Below are 13,935 nucleotides of genomic sequence, written 5' to 3'. Positions count from 1 at the left end.
CTCAGAGCCTCGTTTGTGAAACCCCAGGTCACAGGCTTGTTTTGTCTTACTTATCGAAAATGCGCCAAAAGAGGCCTATTTTGGCGGTCTGGAGAATCTTTTTATTTGCTTCAGGTTGATGGATGACTCGGGTTGTGGCTCAGAAAAGCATCTAGAACGATTCTCTGGGAAAGCGTTTCAGGCGGTAGCCATGCGTAGGGTTTAGAGATGCGAACGCATGCATCGACCGGCAAATCGAATGGTGTGCGAAAGCTGCCAGTGGTAGTTTTAAAGCGCGGTTACGTAAGGGCGTAGCATGGGTTGGAACAACGGAAGCTCGCACGCGCATGCGGTACGCATAAAGCAGTGAGCTTTTGGCTAGACGGACGCCCGCATAATCTGAATTGCCTGTCCTCTCGCGTATTCGTACATAGATTATCGATAATATATATTATGTAAAGTAGATAGAAATTAACATTCTAGTCCAGGGTGATTCATTCACTGGCTCCTAGTTGCGCTTTCGATTTTTTGCGGCCACTGCGATCGCCCCGCCTAATGCCGCTGAAACCAGTAGTAGATACATCAGGTTCAGGAGGTCTCCCAGGCTTGGGATGATGCTCGATTTGCCCCTGTCGGTTTCCCCTTGGTTATCTGAATCCTGATTGTCCGCGTCGTCGCTATGTTCTGGGTCCGTAGTGCCGGGGTCGTTCTCAGGGTTCTTTTCCCACAGGGCTGTGAATGTATGGTCGCTGTCTGCGAGGTAGTTCTCCCCCGGCTGATATTCAGATCCTTGCCAGCACACGAAGGTGTAACCTTCGCGCGTAGGAGCATCGATGATGTCGAAGGAGGACTCGAGGGTAGTCTCATATTTTTTGATTGCATTCGTGCCGTCTTCCCACTGCCCTCCGGCAGGATCGAATGTAAGCTCTGGCTTCACCTCATGCCGGGCATCGTACATATCCGAGATGGCGAGCGTTAATTCAACGTCGTCTATGCCCAGATTCGAGCAACTATCCTTTACGAGCTTGGCATTCTTCCCTTCTAGCACGAACGAGCCCAAGACCGTTTCGCCTCCGTAGCTCGGGTCATTGCAAAGGGCCACCGTCACCATTTCCTCGAACGTGTCGAGGGAAATCGGTATCGTGTTGCCGTAAAGATAAATGCTATCCGCGTTCCCGTCCGCATCGAAGAGCAGCTCCCCTGCACCCATCGACTTGCCATCCATCGAATAGAAATTGGCGTATACAGAATGGTCTGACGCATCGGATGCCAAATAAACGCCGCCATCCGCATCCTGGACGGCATACCACTGCCCGTCGAATTTCGGAATTTGATAGGAAGAGTCGGTAGCGCTCATGTAATCGCCTGCAGACTCTTCCCCATCGCTGGCCATCCGCGTGCCGTAGAACGTCCTGGTTGGCTTGTTGAAAACCTCATCTTCCCTGTTTGCGGTCACTGTAAGTACGGGAACGTCAATGACTCGCTTGGGAGTGTCCGCTACATCGAGGCGATAGTAATCCGTCCCATCATGGGATTCCGTCTTGAGAGAGACTTTGTCGTGATTCAAAACCTCCTCGCGCTGGATTTCTATGATCCCGCCCAGCCATGCTTCGACATCTCGGTCGCTGGCATCAAATGCCTTCGATATGTATTCCCATCCCCGCTTGGATTCCCCGGATTTTTGGGACTGGAGATAGGCATGGACCTTGTCGTAGTCGATCTCGTTGGGATCGCATCCGTCCTCAACGAGATTAGATACGGCAACGCCGGTGTTGCAGATCAGCTCGTAATCGAGAATCGCCTGCATGTACGTTTCGAATAGCTCTTTTTCGGTTGAGCCCTCTCCGTATGCGCCAGACAGCTCCTCCATGGCCTCTGCGTAGAAGGCTACCTCGTAGGAAACGTCGCCGTTGGATGGGTTGGCGAAGGAGAAGATGCTCAACCCGCTTGTCGGGGATTTCGTAGCCCGTGCCGTTATGCTTCCATCGTCGTCTCTGCCGAAGAATGCATGCGTTTTATTCGACCTCTGAGTGTGCCTTGAATAGACGACGTCTTCGTCATGCAGGATGTTTTGAATCTCGAGTGCCGATTGCGTATAGGCGTTCAAGAACCCCGGCTCTTCCCAATCGGATTCGTATAGTCCAATCCCAAGTTGCTCCATCACGGTTGCGAAATCTTGTAGGTTGGTGTAGCCGAAACGGTAGGAGTCTTTTGGAACGCAAATCTCGTCGTAGAAGCTCCCAGCTGTCGCCTCTGCTCGCATTTGCCTTGCAATTGCGAGCAGTTTGTCCACGATTCCGCTCTGCTTGAGCTTGTCCGTGTTAACTACGCAATAGGTTTCCGAGGGGCCAATCGAAATCGCGCTGGTGTTCTCGTCATAGTAATCAACGAAGAGGTCTACGAGCTTGCATCCCAAGACCCAAGCATCCATATCGGGGTCTGTTGCGAGGAAGTCGAACACTGCCGTGTAATCGACTGTAGGCATTGGGTCGACGTCTGCCGACCCGAGGAAATAATCTGTGTAATCCTCCAAGGCGAGCGCCGTTTCAAAATTACCCAGCAGGCAGCAGTCGAAGTTGATGAAGTCGAACTTGCCCACATCCTGCACGACTTCGCTTCCGGATATCGCCTGTCGCAGTTCGAGTAAGGATAACCCTACATCTGGGCTTTCTGTATCGTGATCGTCGTAGCCATATCCGCGTCCAGGACCCGAGCCATGGTCGTTTAGAACCAGGTCGTATTTGCCCGCCGGGGCGACGCTATAGGCGTAGTTGATGAACTGCTGCAGCGTGTCGGGGTCGCTCATGAGCTCCTCGGCAGACGTTTTGGCGTTAGCTCCGTCACCGCTTACGCCATCGCCGTCTAGCAGCCTCAGGTAGCCTTCGGCGTCATCGGTGGCTCCGTACACTTCCCAGATCTGGTTGTATTCGCTGCTGATCTCGGTGAGCGTTCCCGCGTTGCCATCCTTGTCTCGCAGGTAGTTTGCATCGAGGTGCCATTTGAGCGATCCGCCCGTCATGACAATGATGCGGAAGTCGCTTCGATCGAACTTCGATGCCATGTATTCCTTAAGCATGGCGGAGCATACGGGATTGTTTTCCTCGGAACTGGCGCCATCCAGGTAAATCATGATGGTGCGGAAAGGCTTACTGCCATCACCGGGAGACGGATCTTCGGTGGCAACAAGCCCGCTGTCGTCGGGGGCTGGCTCTTCGGTTGCAGCGGGATCGCCGTCTTCGGCGAATGCGGTAGGTGAAATGGCGATGCCAAGCATCACCGCAGCCATTGCAAGCATGATGCCAAGGGCAAGTAAGAAACGTCTTGCGACTGCGCCGTTCAATGAATTCATGCTGAAGCCCCCTCGTGCGTGTTCCCCGTTGTGTAGCAAATACTTAAGGAGCCGTTCTATCTGGGCTGGATCCTTAGGCATTGCCAGACGCAAAGGATCAATTCTGGCTTAATTATTGCTTCTGATCTGCGGGTTTCATCAAGACCGCTTCGATTATGCCCATTACTACGGGAAGAATGAGCCCCCATACGATCGAGAACGTCCACGTGCCATGCCAGAGGAACGTTTCCATGAGGTAGAACACGAGATTCCAAATGACCAGCATCGCAACGACGCAAACGATGAGACGAATAACGAAGTTGTTCATGAAGTCCATCTCGCTCCCCTTTTCTGGAGATCCCCCGTTTGCATCAATTGTAAACTCGACAGTGTCAATGAACAATAGACGCTCGTTGGGTGAGCGGTATGCGACGTGTTGTTATGGGTGACTGCAGCGTAAACGCAGGTTAGATGGGTGTAGCTTGCTTGTGCTACACGCGTAGGCTCACTTCGCCAGAATGAAGGTGCGCCTCGGAACCGTCCTCGAATTGAACGTGCAACGACAGGTCGTCATCGATTCCCAGCGCCAGAGCCTCCTGCTCCCCTTTCCCGTCGATGACCGTGATGGTTTTGCCGACCACGAACGAGCGCGCTCGATATTCATCGCAAAACGCTCCGAACGAATCCTTGTCGTAGAGCTCTACGAATTCCTTGATGATCGCACCTGCAAGAGCCGCACGCGTCCCCTGCTTGATTTCGGTGGATATGGCTCCTGCCCGCTCGCGAATCTCTTCGGGGAATCCGCCTTCGGGCTCGTAGACGTTCACGCCAATGCCCACGACGGCATACGAGAGCATGCCCGTCTCAAGGTCGGTCGCCGCTTCGGTGAGGATGCCGCAAATCTTACGTTTTCCCAGATAGACATCGTTTACCCATTTGATGGATGGCTTCACGTCGAACAGCGATTCTACGGCTCGGCAGGTTGCCACGGCCGCTACGGCAGTGATGGCGGAAGCCTGGGCGATGGGCATGGACGGACGGATGAGGATGCTCAGGTACACGCCGCGGTCGCCAAGGCTGAAAAACGAGCGCCCTCGCCTTCCCTTTCCGCTTTCCTGCTTGCTGGCAACTAGGGCGAACAACTCTTCTTTCCCCTGCTCGGCAAGGGACTTTACGTCGTTGTTGGTGCTTCCCGTGGAAAAGACAACCTGCGTTTCCACGGGAAGCTTTGCGTTTGACAAAGCGACGTCCAAGTCGCTTTTCGTGATGACATCTTGGTGTTCGGCCAAGCGGTACCCACGATTTCGCTGCGCCTCGAAGTGATACCCTTCTTCTTCCAGCGTCTTGATGGCCTTCCATATGGCAGCGCGCGATACTCCGAGCTGACGTGCGGCGTCTTCTCCTGACACCCAGGTCTGGTTGAGTGCGGCCTGCGAAAGGAGCGTTAGAAGCTGTTCTCGGGTACTCATGGTGCCTTCCCATACGTAGGGCGCACTCAAGGTGCGCCCTACCCTGCTAGATGTTCTGATGCGTTACGAAAGCAGTTCGCGTGCGGCTGCTTCCAGCTTGCCAGTAAGCTCGTCGGCAAGCTCGGCCGTTTCGCCATTGCTGAACAGGTATGCCTTGATCTTGGGCTCCGTGCCGCTGGGGCGAATGATGACCTTGTTCATGTTCGGCAGACGGAATTCCAGCACGTTGGCCTTTGGAAGGTCGTTGTAGCCGTCTTGGTAATCGATGACCTCCTGGACGGGATATCCCGCGATATCCGAGGGGGCCTGCGTACGCAGCGTGGACATGATGCCGGCCATCTTACGTGCGCCGTCGGCTCCGGGGAACGAGATGCTCACCGTCTTGTTGCGGAAGTAGCCGTACTCGCGGTACAGCTCTTCGATGGCCTGAGCCAGGTTCATGCCGCGCTTGCGGTAGTGCTGGGCCATCTGGCAGATGATCATGCTGGCGCAGATGGAGTCCTTGTCGCGCACGTGCGTGGCGGCCAGGTAGCCGTAGCTTTCCTCGAAGCCCAGTACGTAGGCCTCTTCGCGCCCGGCGTTCACCAGGTCGGTGATCACGTTGCCGATGTACTTGAAGCCGGTAAGCGTACGCTGGATACGAACACCCCAGTGAGCTGCGATTTTGTCGATCATAACCGTAGAGACGATAGTGCTCACGGCAACTGCATCGCTGGGAAGCTTACCTGCCTTGCTACGCATGCGGCACAGGTAGTCGAGCATGAGGATGCCCACTTCGTTGCCCGTGAGCAGCTGGTAGTCTCCCCCGTTCTTCACGGCGATGCCCACGCGGTCGGCATCGGGGTCGGTGGCAAGCAGCAGGTCGGGATGCACGCGCTCGCACGTCTCGATGCCCTTTTCCATGGCTTCGCGGATTTCGGGGTTCGGGTACGGGCACGTGGGAAAATCGCCGTTCGGTTCGGCCTGCTCTTCCACCACGGTGACGTCGGTGACGCCAATGCGCTCGAACATGAGCGAATTGCATTCCAGGCCCGAGCCATTCAGCGGCGTGTACACGAGCTTCAGCGATACATCGGAAGCATCGGGGTCGGCCATGCTGGCTTCCAGTTCGGCGTCGATGAATGCGGTGATTACGCTATCGTCGATCCAGGTGATGAGCCCCTGCTCTTCGTATTCCTCGAAGGAAGCCATTTCCAGCGTGCTGAATTCATCGATGCCGGCGATGGCAGCGGAAATGTTGCTGGCGGCATCGCTCGTGATCTGGCAACCGTCGGCACCATAGACCTTGTAGCCGTTGTATTCGGCGGGATTATGGCTGGCCGTCATGCAGATGCCCGCGGAAGTGCCCAGGTGGCGCACGGCGAAGCTGAGTGCGGGGACGGGCTCGATACGGGGGTAGATGAAGCTCTTGATGCCCTGCGAGGCCAGGATGCGCGCGGTGTGGCGCACGAATTCGTTGCCCATGTTACGGCTATCGCGTGCGATGGCAACGGTGGGTTCGCTGAACGTGCTGTTCAGATATGCGGCAACGCCCATGGTTGCCTTGCCCACCGTGTAGGCGTTCATGCGGTTGGTGCCAGCGCCGATAACGCCACGCAGGCCCGCGGTGCCGAATTCCAGGTCTTGGAAGAAGGCATCGTCGATGGCCGATTCGTCGTTGGCATTCAGCAGTGCGTCGAGCTGTTCGCGAACGATGGGGTCGGTGACCTTCTCGTTCCAGCGGTTTACTACGTCTTCCCTGATCATGAGGCTACCTATCTAGTCGGCGTATCCGTTGGGGTTGTTCTTCTGCCAGTTCCAGCTATCTCGGCACATGGTCTCGATGCCGTATTCCGCCTTCCAGCCAAGCTCGGCTTCGGCCTTGGCTGCGCTTGCGTAGCACTGGGCGATGTCGCCTGCGCGACGAGGCTTGATCTGGTACGGAACGTCGACGCCCGTGGCGGAGATGAACGCCTTCACTACGTCGAGGACGCTATAACCCACGCCCGTGCCCAGGTTCCACACGTGCACGCCCGTTTGGCCTGCGGTGGCCTGGAGCGTTTTCACGTGGCCGCGCGCCAGGTCGACTACGTGGATGTAGTCGCGCACGCCCGTTCCGTCGGGGGTGTCGTAATCATCGCCGAAGACACCCAGGCATTCCAGCTTGCCCAATGCCACCTGCGTGATGTAGGGCATGAGATTGTTGGGGATGCCGTTCGGGTCTTCGCCCATAAGGCCGCTAGGATGCGCACCGATGGGGTTGAAGTAGCGAAGCAGCGAAACGTTCCATTCGTTGTCGCTCACCCACATGTCATGAAGCATCTGCTCGAGCATCTTCTTCGTCTGGCCATACGGGTTCGTGGGGTTGCCCAGCGGGCACTCTTCCGTGATGGGCACGAAAGCAGGGTCGCCGTACACCGTTGCCGAAGAGCTGAAGACGATGTTCTTTACGCCATGATTGCGCATAACGTCGAGGAGGATCAGCGTGCCCTCGATGTTGTTCTGGTAGTACTCCCAGGGCTTTACGACGCTCTCGCCCACTGCCTTCAGGCCAGCGAAATGGATAACCGAGGAGATGTTCTCGGCGTCGAAGATCGCCTCAATCGCGGGGCGATCGAGCATGTCGGCCTTGTAGAAACGCGGACGGGTTCCCGTGATCTGCTCGATGCGATTCAGGGATTCTTCCTTCGAGTTAACGAGATTGTCAAAGACGACGACATCGTAACCCGCGTTGATGAGCTCGACGCAGGTGTGGCTTCCGATGAAGCCCGTGCCACCGGTAACCAGGATGGTTTCCATGCACGCTCCTTTGCGTTAGGTAGTAGAAACGGCCTTTCGGCCATTCCCCAGTGTAGCGCCAACGGTTCGCCCGCGCCTAACTTGCGTGAAAACATCACTCTCTTCTGGTGTTTAGGGTATAGTACATACGGCTTAGACGAGTGTTGCAGTAAGAGAGAGTTATTTCATGGCCAAAGAGAATGCGTATCAACCTCTTACCCCTACGTTCATGGTGCAGCTTGCTGCGCCCCATACGTGGGCGGCTTCCATCTTTCCCGTTCTTCTGGCCACCTGCCTTGCCTTCGTGTTCAATGCGTCGATGGGCAAGCCCACGAGCGTTTCCTCGGTTCTGGTTCTGCTTGCCATTAGCGTGCTGCTGCAGAGCGCCGTGAACACCATCAACGACTACTTCGATTATGTGAAGGGCACCGACACCGAGGAGAATCAGCTCGACCCCACCGATGCCGTGCTCGTGTACAACAACGTCAATCCTCGTCATGCGCTTGCCTATGCCATCGCCCTCATCGTTGTTGCCTTTGCGTTGGGCGTATACTGCATCGTCATTGCGGGCATCGCCCCGCTTGTTATCGCGCTCATTGGCGTCGTCGTGATCTTCCTGTACTCGGGTGGCAAGCTTCCCATTTCCTACTTGCCGTTGGGCGAGCTAGCCAGCGGCTTCACCATGGGCGGCCTCATTACCTTGGCAAGCTACCAGGTGCTCACGGGCTCCCTCGATTTTATGGTCCTCGTTTACTCCATCCCCGAGATTCTGGGCATCGGGCTCATCATGCTCACGAACAACGGTTGCGACATCGAAAAGGACACGGAAGCGAATCGCAAGACGCTCCCCGTGCTGCTTGGCCATGAGCGTACGGTGAAGCTCTATCATGGCGTCGTGTACGCCTGGGTGCTTTCCATCTGCATCATCGTTGCCGTAGCCTTCACGCCTGGCGCCATCGTGCTCCCGTTCATGTTGCTGGCGGCTCACGCTCCGGGTCGTATGCTGCTTGCGAATCCGCTTACCGCGCAGTCTCGCGCGGGTGCCTTTGGCCAGTGCTCCACCCTGAACATTCTGTTCGGCTCGTTTTACAGCCTTTGCATTCTTGCCTCTACGGTGACGCTCACGTTCTAGGATTTGTTGCTTAGAGTAACTCTAAGCAACTTGGGCTATGCCTGCCATGCGATTTGAATGAGGTTGTGCAGGTTGTCGAACGACGCACGTGGAAGCAGCTCTTCGGGCGTAAGCGGTTCGAATTCGGGAATGAGGCCCGCTACGTGGGCGATGTGCCCCACCACTCCCCTTGCGCTGCCGTATTGGGCAAGCAACTGCTCGAGCGAGGCGTCGTGATCGCGTTTGGAAAGGCGCCTGTTTTCCCGCTCCACCAGCAACGGTACGTGACCGTACTTTGGCTGGTCAAAACCTAGTTCCTGCTGCAGGAAGATCTGCTGGGGCGTGCTGCAGAGCAAATCGACGCCGCGGATAACCGTGTTTACTCCTTGGGCCGCGTCGTCTACCACCACGGCGAGTTGGTACGCGTATGCACCATCGCTGCGCCGGATGAGGAAGTCACCGCAGTCTTCGCTGAGCTGCTGGCTGTAGTCTCCTTGGAAGATATCGTGTAGGCGTATGGTGCGCTCTGGTACCTGAATGCGCCACGCGGGCTTACGCGATTGCGAACGCGCCTCTCTTTCTTCGGGTGAAAGTTTGCGGCACGTACCTGGGTAGACATGCTTCTCGCCCTTATGCGGCGCCGAGGCGGCGTGCAGGTCGGCACGCGTGCAGAAGCATGGGTAGATGCGATTGCGCTTCCCCAGTTCGTTATACGCATCGCAATACACGTTAGTTCGCGTGCTCTGGTACATGATGGGGCCATCCCATCCCAGGCCGAGCATGCTGTAATCCGCCATAATCTGCTCGGCGTAGGCGGGCTTGCAGCGTTGCGGATCCAGGTCTTCAATGCGAAGTACCACTTCCCCACCCCGCTGCTTGCAATAGAGCCAGGTAACCAGGGATGCGTAGATGTTACCCGCGTGCATGCGGCCCGTGGGCGAAGGCGCAAAACGCCCTCGTGGAACGGGATGGCTGCTATCGGGTGTTTCGGGAAGCGTCATGCGCGCCGCTACGAGCGGTTCGCCTCGCTTGCAACGCTTTGAACGCCACGATGGAAGGCGTCGATGTTCATGTCGATCGTTTTGGGCGGCACCTTCAGGCGAATCTGCTCTTCCCAGCTTTCCATCGAGAAGGGCATGTTGGCAGCCAAGGCGCCCAACAGTACGACGTTTGCGCACTTCAGGGAGCCAGCTTCGCGTGCGTGCTTGTTGGCGTCGACTAGCTGCGCGTTGTATTCACCCAGGCGCTCGTGAACGCGCTTGGGCATGGATGCCTTGCCGGTGAGCACGGGCAGCGGCTTGATGGACACGTCATTGACCAGAAGCTTTCCGTTCTGCGCCAGGAACGGCAGATTACGCAGAGCTTCCGTTGCCTCGAAGCAGAGCAGGTAGTCGGCCGAACCACGGTCGCAGACCATGGAGTGCACTTGCTCGCCAAGACGCACGACGGTGGTAACCGAGCCGCCACGCTGAGCCATGCCATGGATTTCGGAGAGCTTCACCTGAAGGCCGTTGGAAATGGCCGTTTTCGCTAGCAGATCGGCGGCAAGGATAGTGCCCTGCCCGCCTACGCCCGCCAGCAGTACCGTAGTGGCGCCGTCACTGTACACGCTCATCGAAGTGCTCCTTCCATGCGCACGATGGCGCCAAATCCGCAGTATGCCTGGCACTGGCCGCAACCGACGCATTGGTCGGGGTCGATGCAGGCCTCGCCCGTTTCCTCGATGCGCGCGATGGCCGGACAGCCCAGCGTTACGCATACGCCGCAGGCACGGCAATCGGACGTGATCGTGTACGGTGCCTGACGTTCGAATACCTTCTTGAGCAGCACGCAGGGGCTGCGGAAGATGATGACCGATAGTTCTTCGGTGCGGGACGTGGCTCCCTTGATGGCGGCGCGTACGTCCTTCATGTTGTTGGGGTTTACCACCTGGACATCGCTGATGCCCAGTGAACGAACCATGCCCTCTAGGTCGAGTTCGCGCGAAGGGCGGTTCTGCAGCGTGATGCCATTGAAGGGATTTCCCTGATGGCCCGTCATGCCCGTGGTGCGGTTGTCGAGGATGCAGATGGTGCCTGCCCCCTTGTTGTATGCCGTGGAAAGCAGGCTCGTGAAGCCAGAATGGCCAAACGTGCTATCGCCGATGACGGCAACGACGGGGTGATGTTCGGTTCCGGCAAGCGCCAGTTCGAAACCGTGTGCCATGGAAATGGACGCGCCCATGTCGAGCGTGGAATCCATGCCTGCGAGCGGCGGCAGCGCACCCAGCGTGTAGCAGCCGATGTCGCCCGTTACGATGCACTTCGCACGCGAGAGCTCCTTGAATACCAGGCGGTGCGGACAGCCAGCGCACAGCGCCGGCGGACGGCCGGGGACGTCTTGCTGGGTGGGAAGCTCTTCGGGGAGAGCCAAGCCAAACGCCGAGCGAATGATTCCAGGGGTAAGTTCCCCCTCCTTCGGAAGCGCATGCGCGGGAGGCTCGGAAACCGTTACGCTCGTAGCCTTTACCTGCATGGACAGATAGTCGGAACCCTCTTCCACCACGTAGAGAGCATCTACGTGGTTGGCAAGCTTGGCGATGAGTCCCGTGGCAATGGGCCAGGTGATGCCAAGCTTCAGGATGGATGCGTTGGGAAGTGCGTCGCGCACGTACTGGTACGATGCGCCGGCGCAGATTACGCCGATGGATGTATCGTTGAGCTCGAGGCGGTTCAGCGGGCTCGTTTCGGCCCATTGTGCCACCTGCGCAATGCGGGCGTCGAGCGACGTGCGACGCGGTTTGGCATATGCCGGCATCATGACCCACTTGGATGGGTCCTTTTCGTAGGGAATAAGGTCGCGTTCAACGCGCTCGCCTACTTCAACAGGGGATTTAGCATGGCTCACGCGCACGGTGCTACGTACGAAGAACGGAATGTCAAAACGCTCGGACGCTTCGAACGCCTGCATGGTGTATTCACGTGCTTCGGCGGAATCGGAGGGCTCCACGACGGGAATATGCGCGCCCTGCGCGTGGAAGCGCGTGTCCTGCTCGTTCTGGCTGGAATGCATGCCCGGGTCGTCGGCGGCAAGCACTACTAGGCCACCGTTTACACCCGTGTAGGCTGCGGTGTACAGGGGGTCGGCGGCAACGTTTACGCCCACATGCTTCATGGTGGCCAGTACACGCGCGCCGGCGGCGCTTGCCCCTACGGCAACCTCCACGGCAACCTTCTCGTTGGCGCACCATTCGGCGTACACGTTTTCCTTCGCGCCGAAGGACTCCATGGTTTCCGTGCTGGGCGTACCCGGATATCCAACGCCTATGCGCGCGCCTGCTTCCCAGGCGCCCTGGGCGATGGCCTCGTTGCCGGACAAGAGCTGCATGCGATCCCCTTCTCTTGGATTTTGTTGTGCAGGCTTATTCGCTGTACAGGAGGCAGAATGCCCCAATCTGAACGATGTCGTCCTTTTCCAGAACGCGCTGGGTGACGTTTTCGTTGTTGATCCAAACGCCGTTGAAGCTATCCTCGTCGCGGATGGCGAAGCGGTCGCCTACGGGCATGACAACGGCATGATGACGGGAAACCGTCATGTCGTTCAGGAAGATATCGCACTTGGGCGAGCGTCCGATGGTGAGCTCGCGCGCCTCGAGGGAGTATTTCGTGTCGATCTGCTGCGGCCCGCGTACCACGGTGAACGATGCGCTCGGCTGCGCAGCGACCTTGGCCTCAGCAGCCTGCTTGTCGCGCGGTGCGTCGTCGTTCAGGTTGATGGGCTGGAACTTCTGCGTGGAGCCCGTGAGCTTGAAACCGCACGACGGACACGCCGCATCCTGCGGGCTCACCGGACCATTGCATACGGGGCATGTTTCCATGTGACATCCTTTCACGCGGAGTCTTGCTATGCGGCAGAGAGACTCGACTTGTCGTAAATGAGTTCTACTTCGTTATAGCATACGCTATCGGCTACGCCGTCATCCCCAGAAAAGCCCCCTATCAGGCGAGACCACCAGATTCCCAGGGCCTCGAGCGGGTTGGGAGCGGCCACATCCTGAGTGGCTACCAGGTTGGCCGTGCCGATGACTTCGTTCTGCTGGTAGTACGTGATTTTGCCCACGACGTCGCCAGCCTTCACGTTGCCGTTGATGTCGTAGTAGGTAACTTCCTGGCTCACGTTGCCAGCTAGCGCGAATACGCGGAACGTCTGGTTGGGGTTTTCGAGCGTTGCGGGAACCGTCTTGTCGGTCCAAGCCGCATCAGCTACTTCCGCCACCAGGGGAACCGTAGTGCCATTCGCATTGACGGTAGTCTGCGTCGTCTGCGCGGCGGCATAATCGATCATGTTCTCGTATGCCCATTCCCAGAGCGTGCGCGTATCGGTGAAGCGCATGGAAGACGACGTGGAGTTCAGCACGGCGGAAATGAGGCGCGTGCCGTTTTGCTCGACGGCACCAGCAAAGCACTCGCCTGCTGCGTCGGTGAAGCCCGTCTTCACGCCCAGGACGCCGTCGACCACGCCAAACAGCTCATCGGTGGATTCCAGCTCGACGCCCGTGGTCGCGCCATCGCGGATGACGGTTACCGTACCACCGTCCTGACTGGTGATGGACCTGATGGCATCAATCTTCATGGCGTAGTTGGCCAAGGTGGCCACATCCCGTGCGGTGCTGTACATTTCCTGGCTGGCGTATACGCCATCGTCGAGACCGTGGGGGTTCGCCCACAGCGAATTCGTCATGCCGAGCTTGGCCGACGTATCGTTCATGGCTTGCACGAATGCCTCAACGGATTCGGTGGACGTAGGCGAAGCGTTGCCCTGTTCCTTCAGGATGAGCGCACCCACGCATTCGGCGATGGATTGAGCTGCGTCGTTGCCGCTGGGCCAGAGCATGGCTTTCAGGGCTTCCTGCAGCGTAAGGGTATCTCCCGCTTGCAGGCCTGCCGAGGATTCGCCGATTGCGGCGGCCGTGCTGCTCACCGTGATTTCGGTGTCGAGGCTTGCGTACTCTACGGCGGTTACGGCCGTCATGACCTTGGTGATGCTGGCGATGTTTACGTGTTCGTCGGCATTTCGCTCGAAGAGCACGTTACCATCGGAATCCATGAGCAGCACCGACGTGGCTTCTACGCTGGGGCATTGGGCTGCGGAAAGATTGCGGTTCGCTACTGCTTCGCCTGCGATGACGTCGCTCTTCTGCACGTTTGCGTAAGCCTGCGCAGGTGCAAGCGCCAGTACGGTGGCAAGTGCCAGGGCAAGCATGCCGAACGAGATGGTGATTCGTTTGGATGAAAGCTGCTTCACGTGGTGAC

At 57.7% G+C, this 13,935-nt stretch carries 11 protein-coding genes; 1 reads left to right on the top strand and 10 read right to left on the bottom strand.

Annotated features, from left to right (window positions below):
* Positions 1 to 487: 487 nt before the first annotated feature.
* The 5 genes from AAY81_RS05685 to galE all read right to left on the bottom strand — a co-directional run bounded on the left by AAY81_RS05685 (position 488) and on the right by galE (position 7,554).
* Positions 488 to 3,328 (bottom strand): clostripain-related cysteine peptidase, encoded by a 2,841-nt coding sequence (locus tag AAY81_RS05685; RefSeq protein ID WP_066662476.1) that lies wholly within the window; start codon positions 3,326 to 3,328, stop codon positions 488 to 490.
* Between the two features lie 112 nt (positions 3,329 to 3,440).
* Positions 3,441 to 3,644 (bottom strand): hypothetical protein, encoded by a 204-nt coding sequence (locus AAY81_RS05680; RefSeq protein WP_066662474.1) that lies wholly within the window; start codon positions 3,642 to 3,644, stop codon positions 3,441 to 3,443.
* A 154-nt stretch (positions 3,645 to 3,798) separates the two neighbouring features.
* On the bottom strand, positions 3,799 to 4,776 hold the full coding sequence (locus tag AAY81_RS05675) for a biotin--[acetyl-CoA-carboxylase] ligase (RefSeq protein ID WP_066662472.1): 978 nt from the start codon (positions 4,774 to 4,776) through the stop codon (positions 3,799 to 3,801).
* A 63-nt stretch (positions 4,777 to 4,839) separates the two neighbouring features.
* The gene (locus AAY81_RS05670; protein WP_066662470.1) at positions 4,840 to 6,522 is read right to left on the bottom strand and encodes a phospho-sugar mutase; all 1,683 of its coding nucleotides are present in this window, start codon (positions 6,520 to 6,522) and stop codon (positions 4,840 to 4,842) included.
* Positions 6,523 to 6,534: 12 nt separating this feature from the next.
* A complete protein-coding gene (galE, locus tag AAY81_RS05665; RefSeq protein ID WP_066662467.1) occupies positions 6,535 to 7,554 on the bottom strand; it encodes a UDP-glucose 4-epimerase GalE in 1,020 nt (339 codons plus the stop codon).
* A 166-nt stretch (positions 7,555 to 7,720) separates the two neighbouring features.
* On the opposite strand from galE, the gene AAY81_RS05660 reads away from it, so the two are divergent.
* Positions 7,721 to 8,665 (top strand): prenyltransferase, encoded by a 945-nt coding sequence (locus AAY81_RS05660; RefSeq protein ID WP_066662466.1) that lies wholly within the window; start codon positions 7,721 to 7,723, stop codon positions 8,663 to 8,665.
* Positions 8,666 to 8,700: 35 nt separating this feature from the next.
* Here AAY81_RS05660 and gluQRS read toward each other — a convergent pair whose 3' ends face one another.
* From gluQRS to AAY81_RS05635, 5 genes are read right to left on the bottom strand one after another with little or no spacing between them, the layout of a single operon-like run.
* Positions 8,701 to 9,645 (bottom strand): tRNA glutamyl-Q(34) synthetase GluQRS, encoded by a 945-nt coding sequence (gene gluQRS, locus AAY81_RS05655; protein ID WP_066662465.1) that lies wholly within the window; start codon positions 9,643 to 9,645, stop codon positions 8,701 to 8,703.
* 8 nt (positions 9,646 to 9,653) lie between these two features.
* Positions 9,654 to 10,259, bottom strand: a complete 606-nt coding sequence (locus tag AAY81_RS05650) for an indolepyruvate oxidoreductase subunit beta (protein ID WP_066662464.1) — start codon at positions 10,257 to 10,259, stop codon at positions 9,654 to 9,656.
* Complete coding sequence (locus AAY81_RS05645) at positions 10,256 to 12,010, bottom strand: thiamine pyrophosphate-dependent enzyme (RefSeq protein WP_066662461.1); 1,755 nt, start codon at positions 12,008 to 12,010, stop codon at positions 10,256 to 10,258. Before AAY81_RS05645 ends, AAY81_RS05650 begins: the two co-directional genes overlap by 4 nt.
* Before the next feature lie 34 nt (positions 12,011 to 12,044).
* Complete coding sequence (locus AAY81_RS05640; protein WP_066662458.1) at positions 12,045 to 12,500, bottom strand: FHA domain-containing protein; 456 nt, start codon at positions 12,498 to 12,500, stop codon at positions 12,045 to 12,047.
* A gap of 26 nt (positions 12,501 to 12,526) precedes the next feature.
* Positions 12,527 to 13,927 (bottom strand): D-alanyl-D-alanine carboxypeptidase family protein, encoded by a 1,401-nt coding sequence (locus AAY81_RS05635; RefSeq protein ID WP_082867883.1) that lies wholly within the window; start codon positions 13,925 to 13,927, stop codon positions 12,527 to 12,529.
* Positions 13,928 to 13,935: the final 8 nt, after the last annotated feature.

This window comes from Denitrobacterium detoxificans (genome assembly GCF_001643775.1).
In the GTDB taxonomy this organism is placed as follows: Bacteria; Actinomycetota; Coriobacteriia; order Coriobacteriales; family Eggerthellaceae; genus Denitrobacterium; species Denitrobacterium detoxificans.
This window is presented reverse-complemented; position numbering and strand designations above follow the sequence as displayed.

What these genes read in the sequence shown, in the direction of transcription:
- galE (WP_066662467.1), bottom strand. Translation starts at nt 7,554, where the DNA reads ATGGAAACCATCCTGGTTACCGGTGGCACGGGCTTCATCGGAAGCCAC.
- AAY81_RS05640 (WP_066662458.1), bottom strand. Translation starts at nt 12,500, where the DNA reads ATGGAAACATGCCCCGTATGCAATGGTCCGGTGAGCCCGCAGGATGCG.
- AAY81_RS05660 (WP_066662466.1), top strand. Translation starts at nt 7,721, where the DNA reads ATGGCCAAAGAGAATGCGTATCAACCTCTTACCCCTACGTTCATGGTG.
- AAY81_RS05650 (WP_066662464.1), bottom strand. Translation starts at nt 10,259, where the DNA reads ATGAGCGTGTACAGTGACGGCGCCACTACGGTACTGCTGGCGGGCGTA.
- AAY81_RS05675 (WP_066662472.1), bottom strand. Translation starts at nt 4,776, where the DNA reads ATGAGTACCCGAGAACAGCTTCTAACGCTCCTTTCGCAGGCCGCACTC.
- AAY81_RS05645 (WP_066662461.1), bottom strand. Translation starts at nt 12,010, where the DNA reads ATGCAGCTCTTGTCCGGCAACGAGGCCATCGCCCAGGGCGCCTGGGAA.
- AAY81_RS05670 (WP_066662470.1), bottom strand. Translation starts at nt 6,522, where the DNA reads ATGATCAGGGAAGACGTAGTAAACCGCTGGAACGAGAAGGTCACCGAC.
- gluQRS (WP_066662465.1), bottom strand. Translation starts at nt 9,645, where the DNA reads ATGACGCTTCCCGAAACACCCGATAGCAGCCATCCCGTTCCACGAGGG.
- AAY81_RS05685 (WP_066662476.1), bottom strand. Translation starts at nt 3,328, where the DNA reads ATGAATTCATTGAACGGCGCAGTCGCAAGACGTTTCTTACTTGCCCTT.
- AAY81_RS05680 (WP_066662474.1), bottom strand. Translation starts at nt 3,644, where the DNA reads ATGGACTTCATGAACAACTTCGTTATTCGTCTCATCGTTTGCGTCGTT.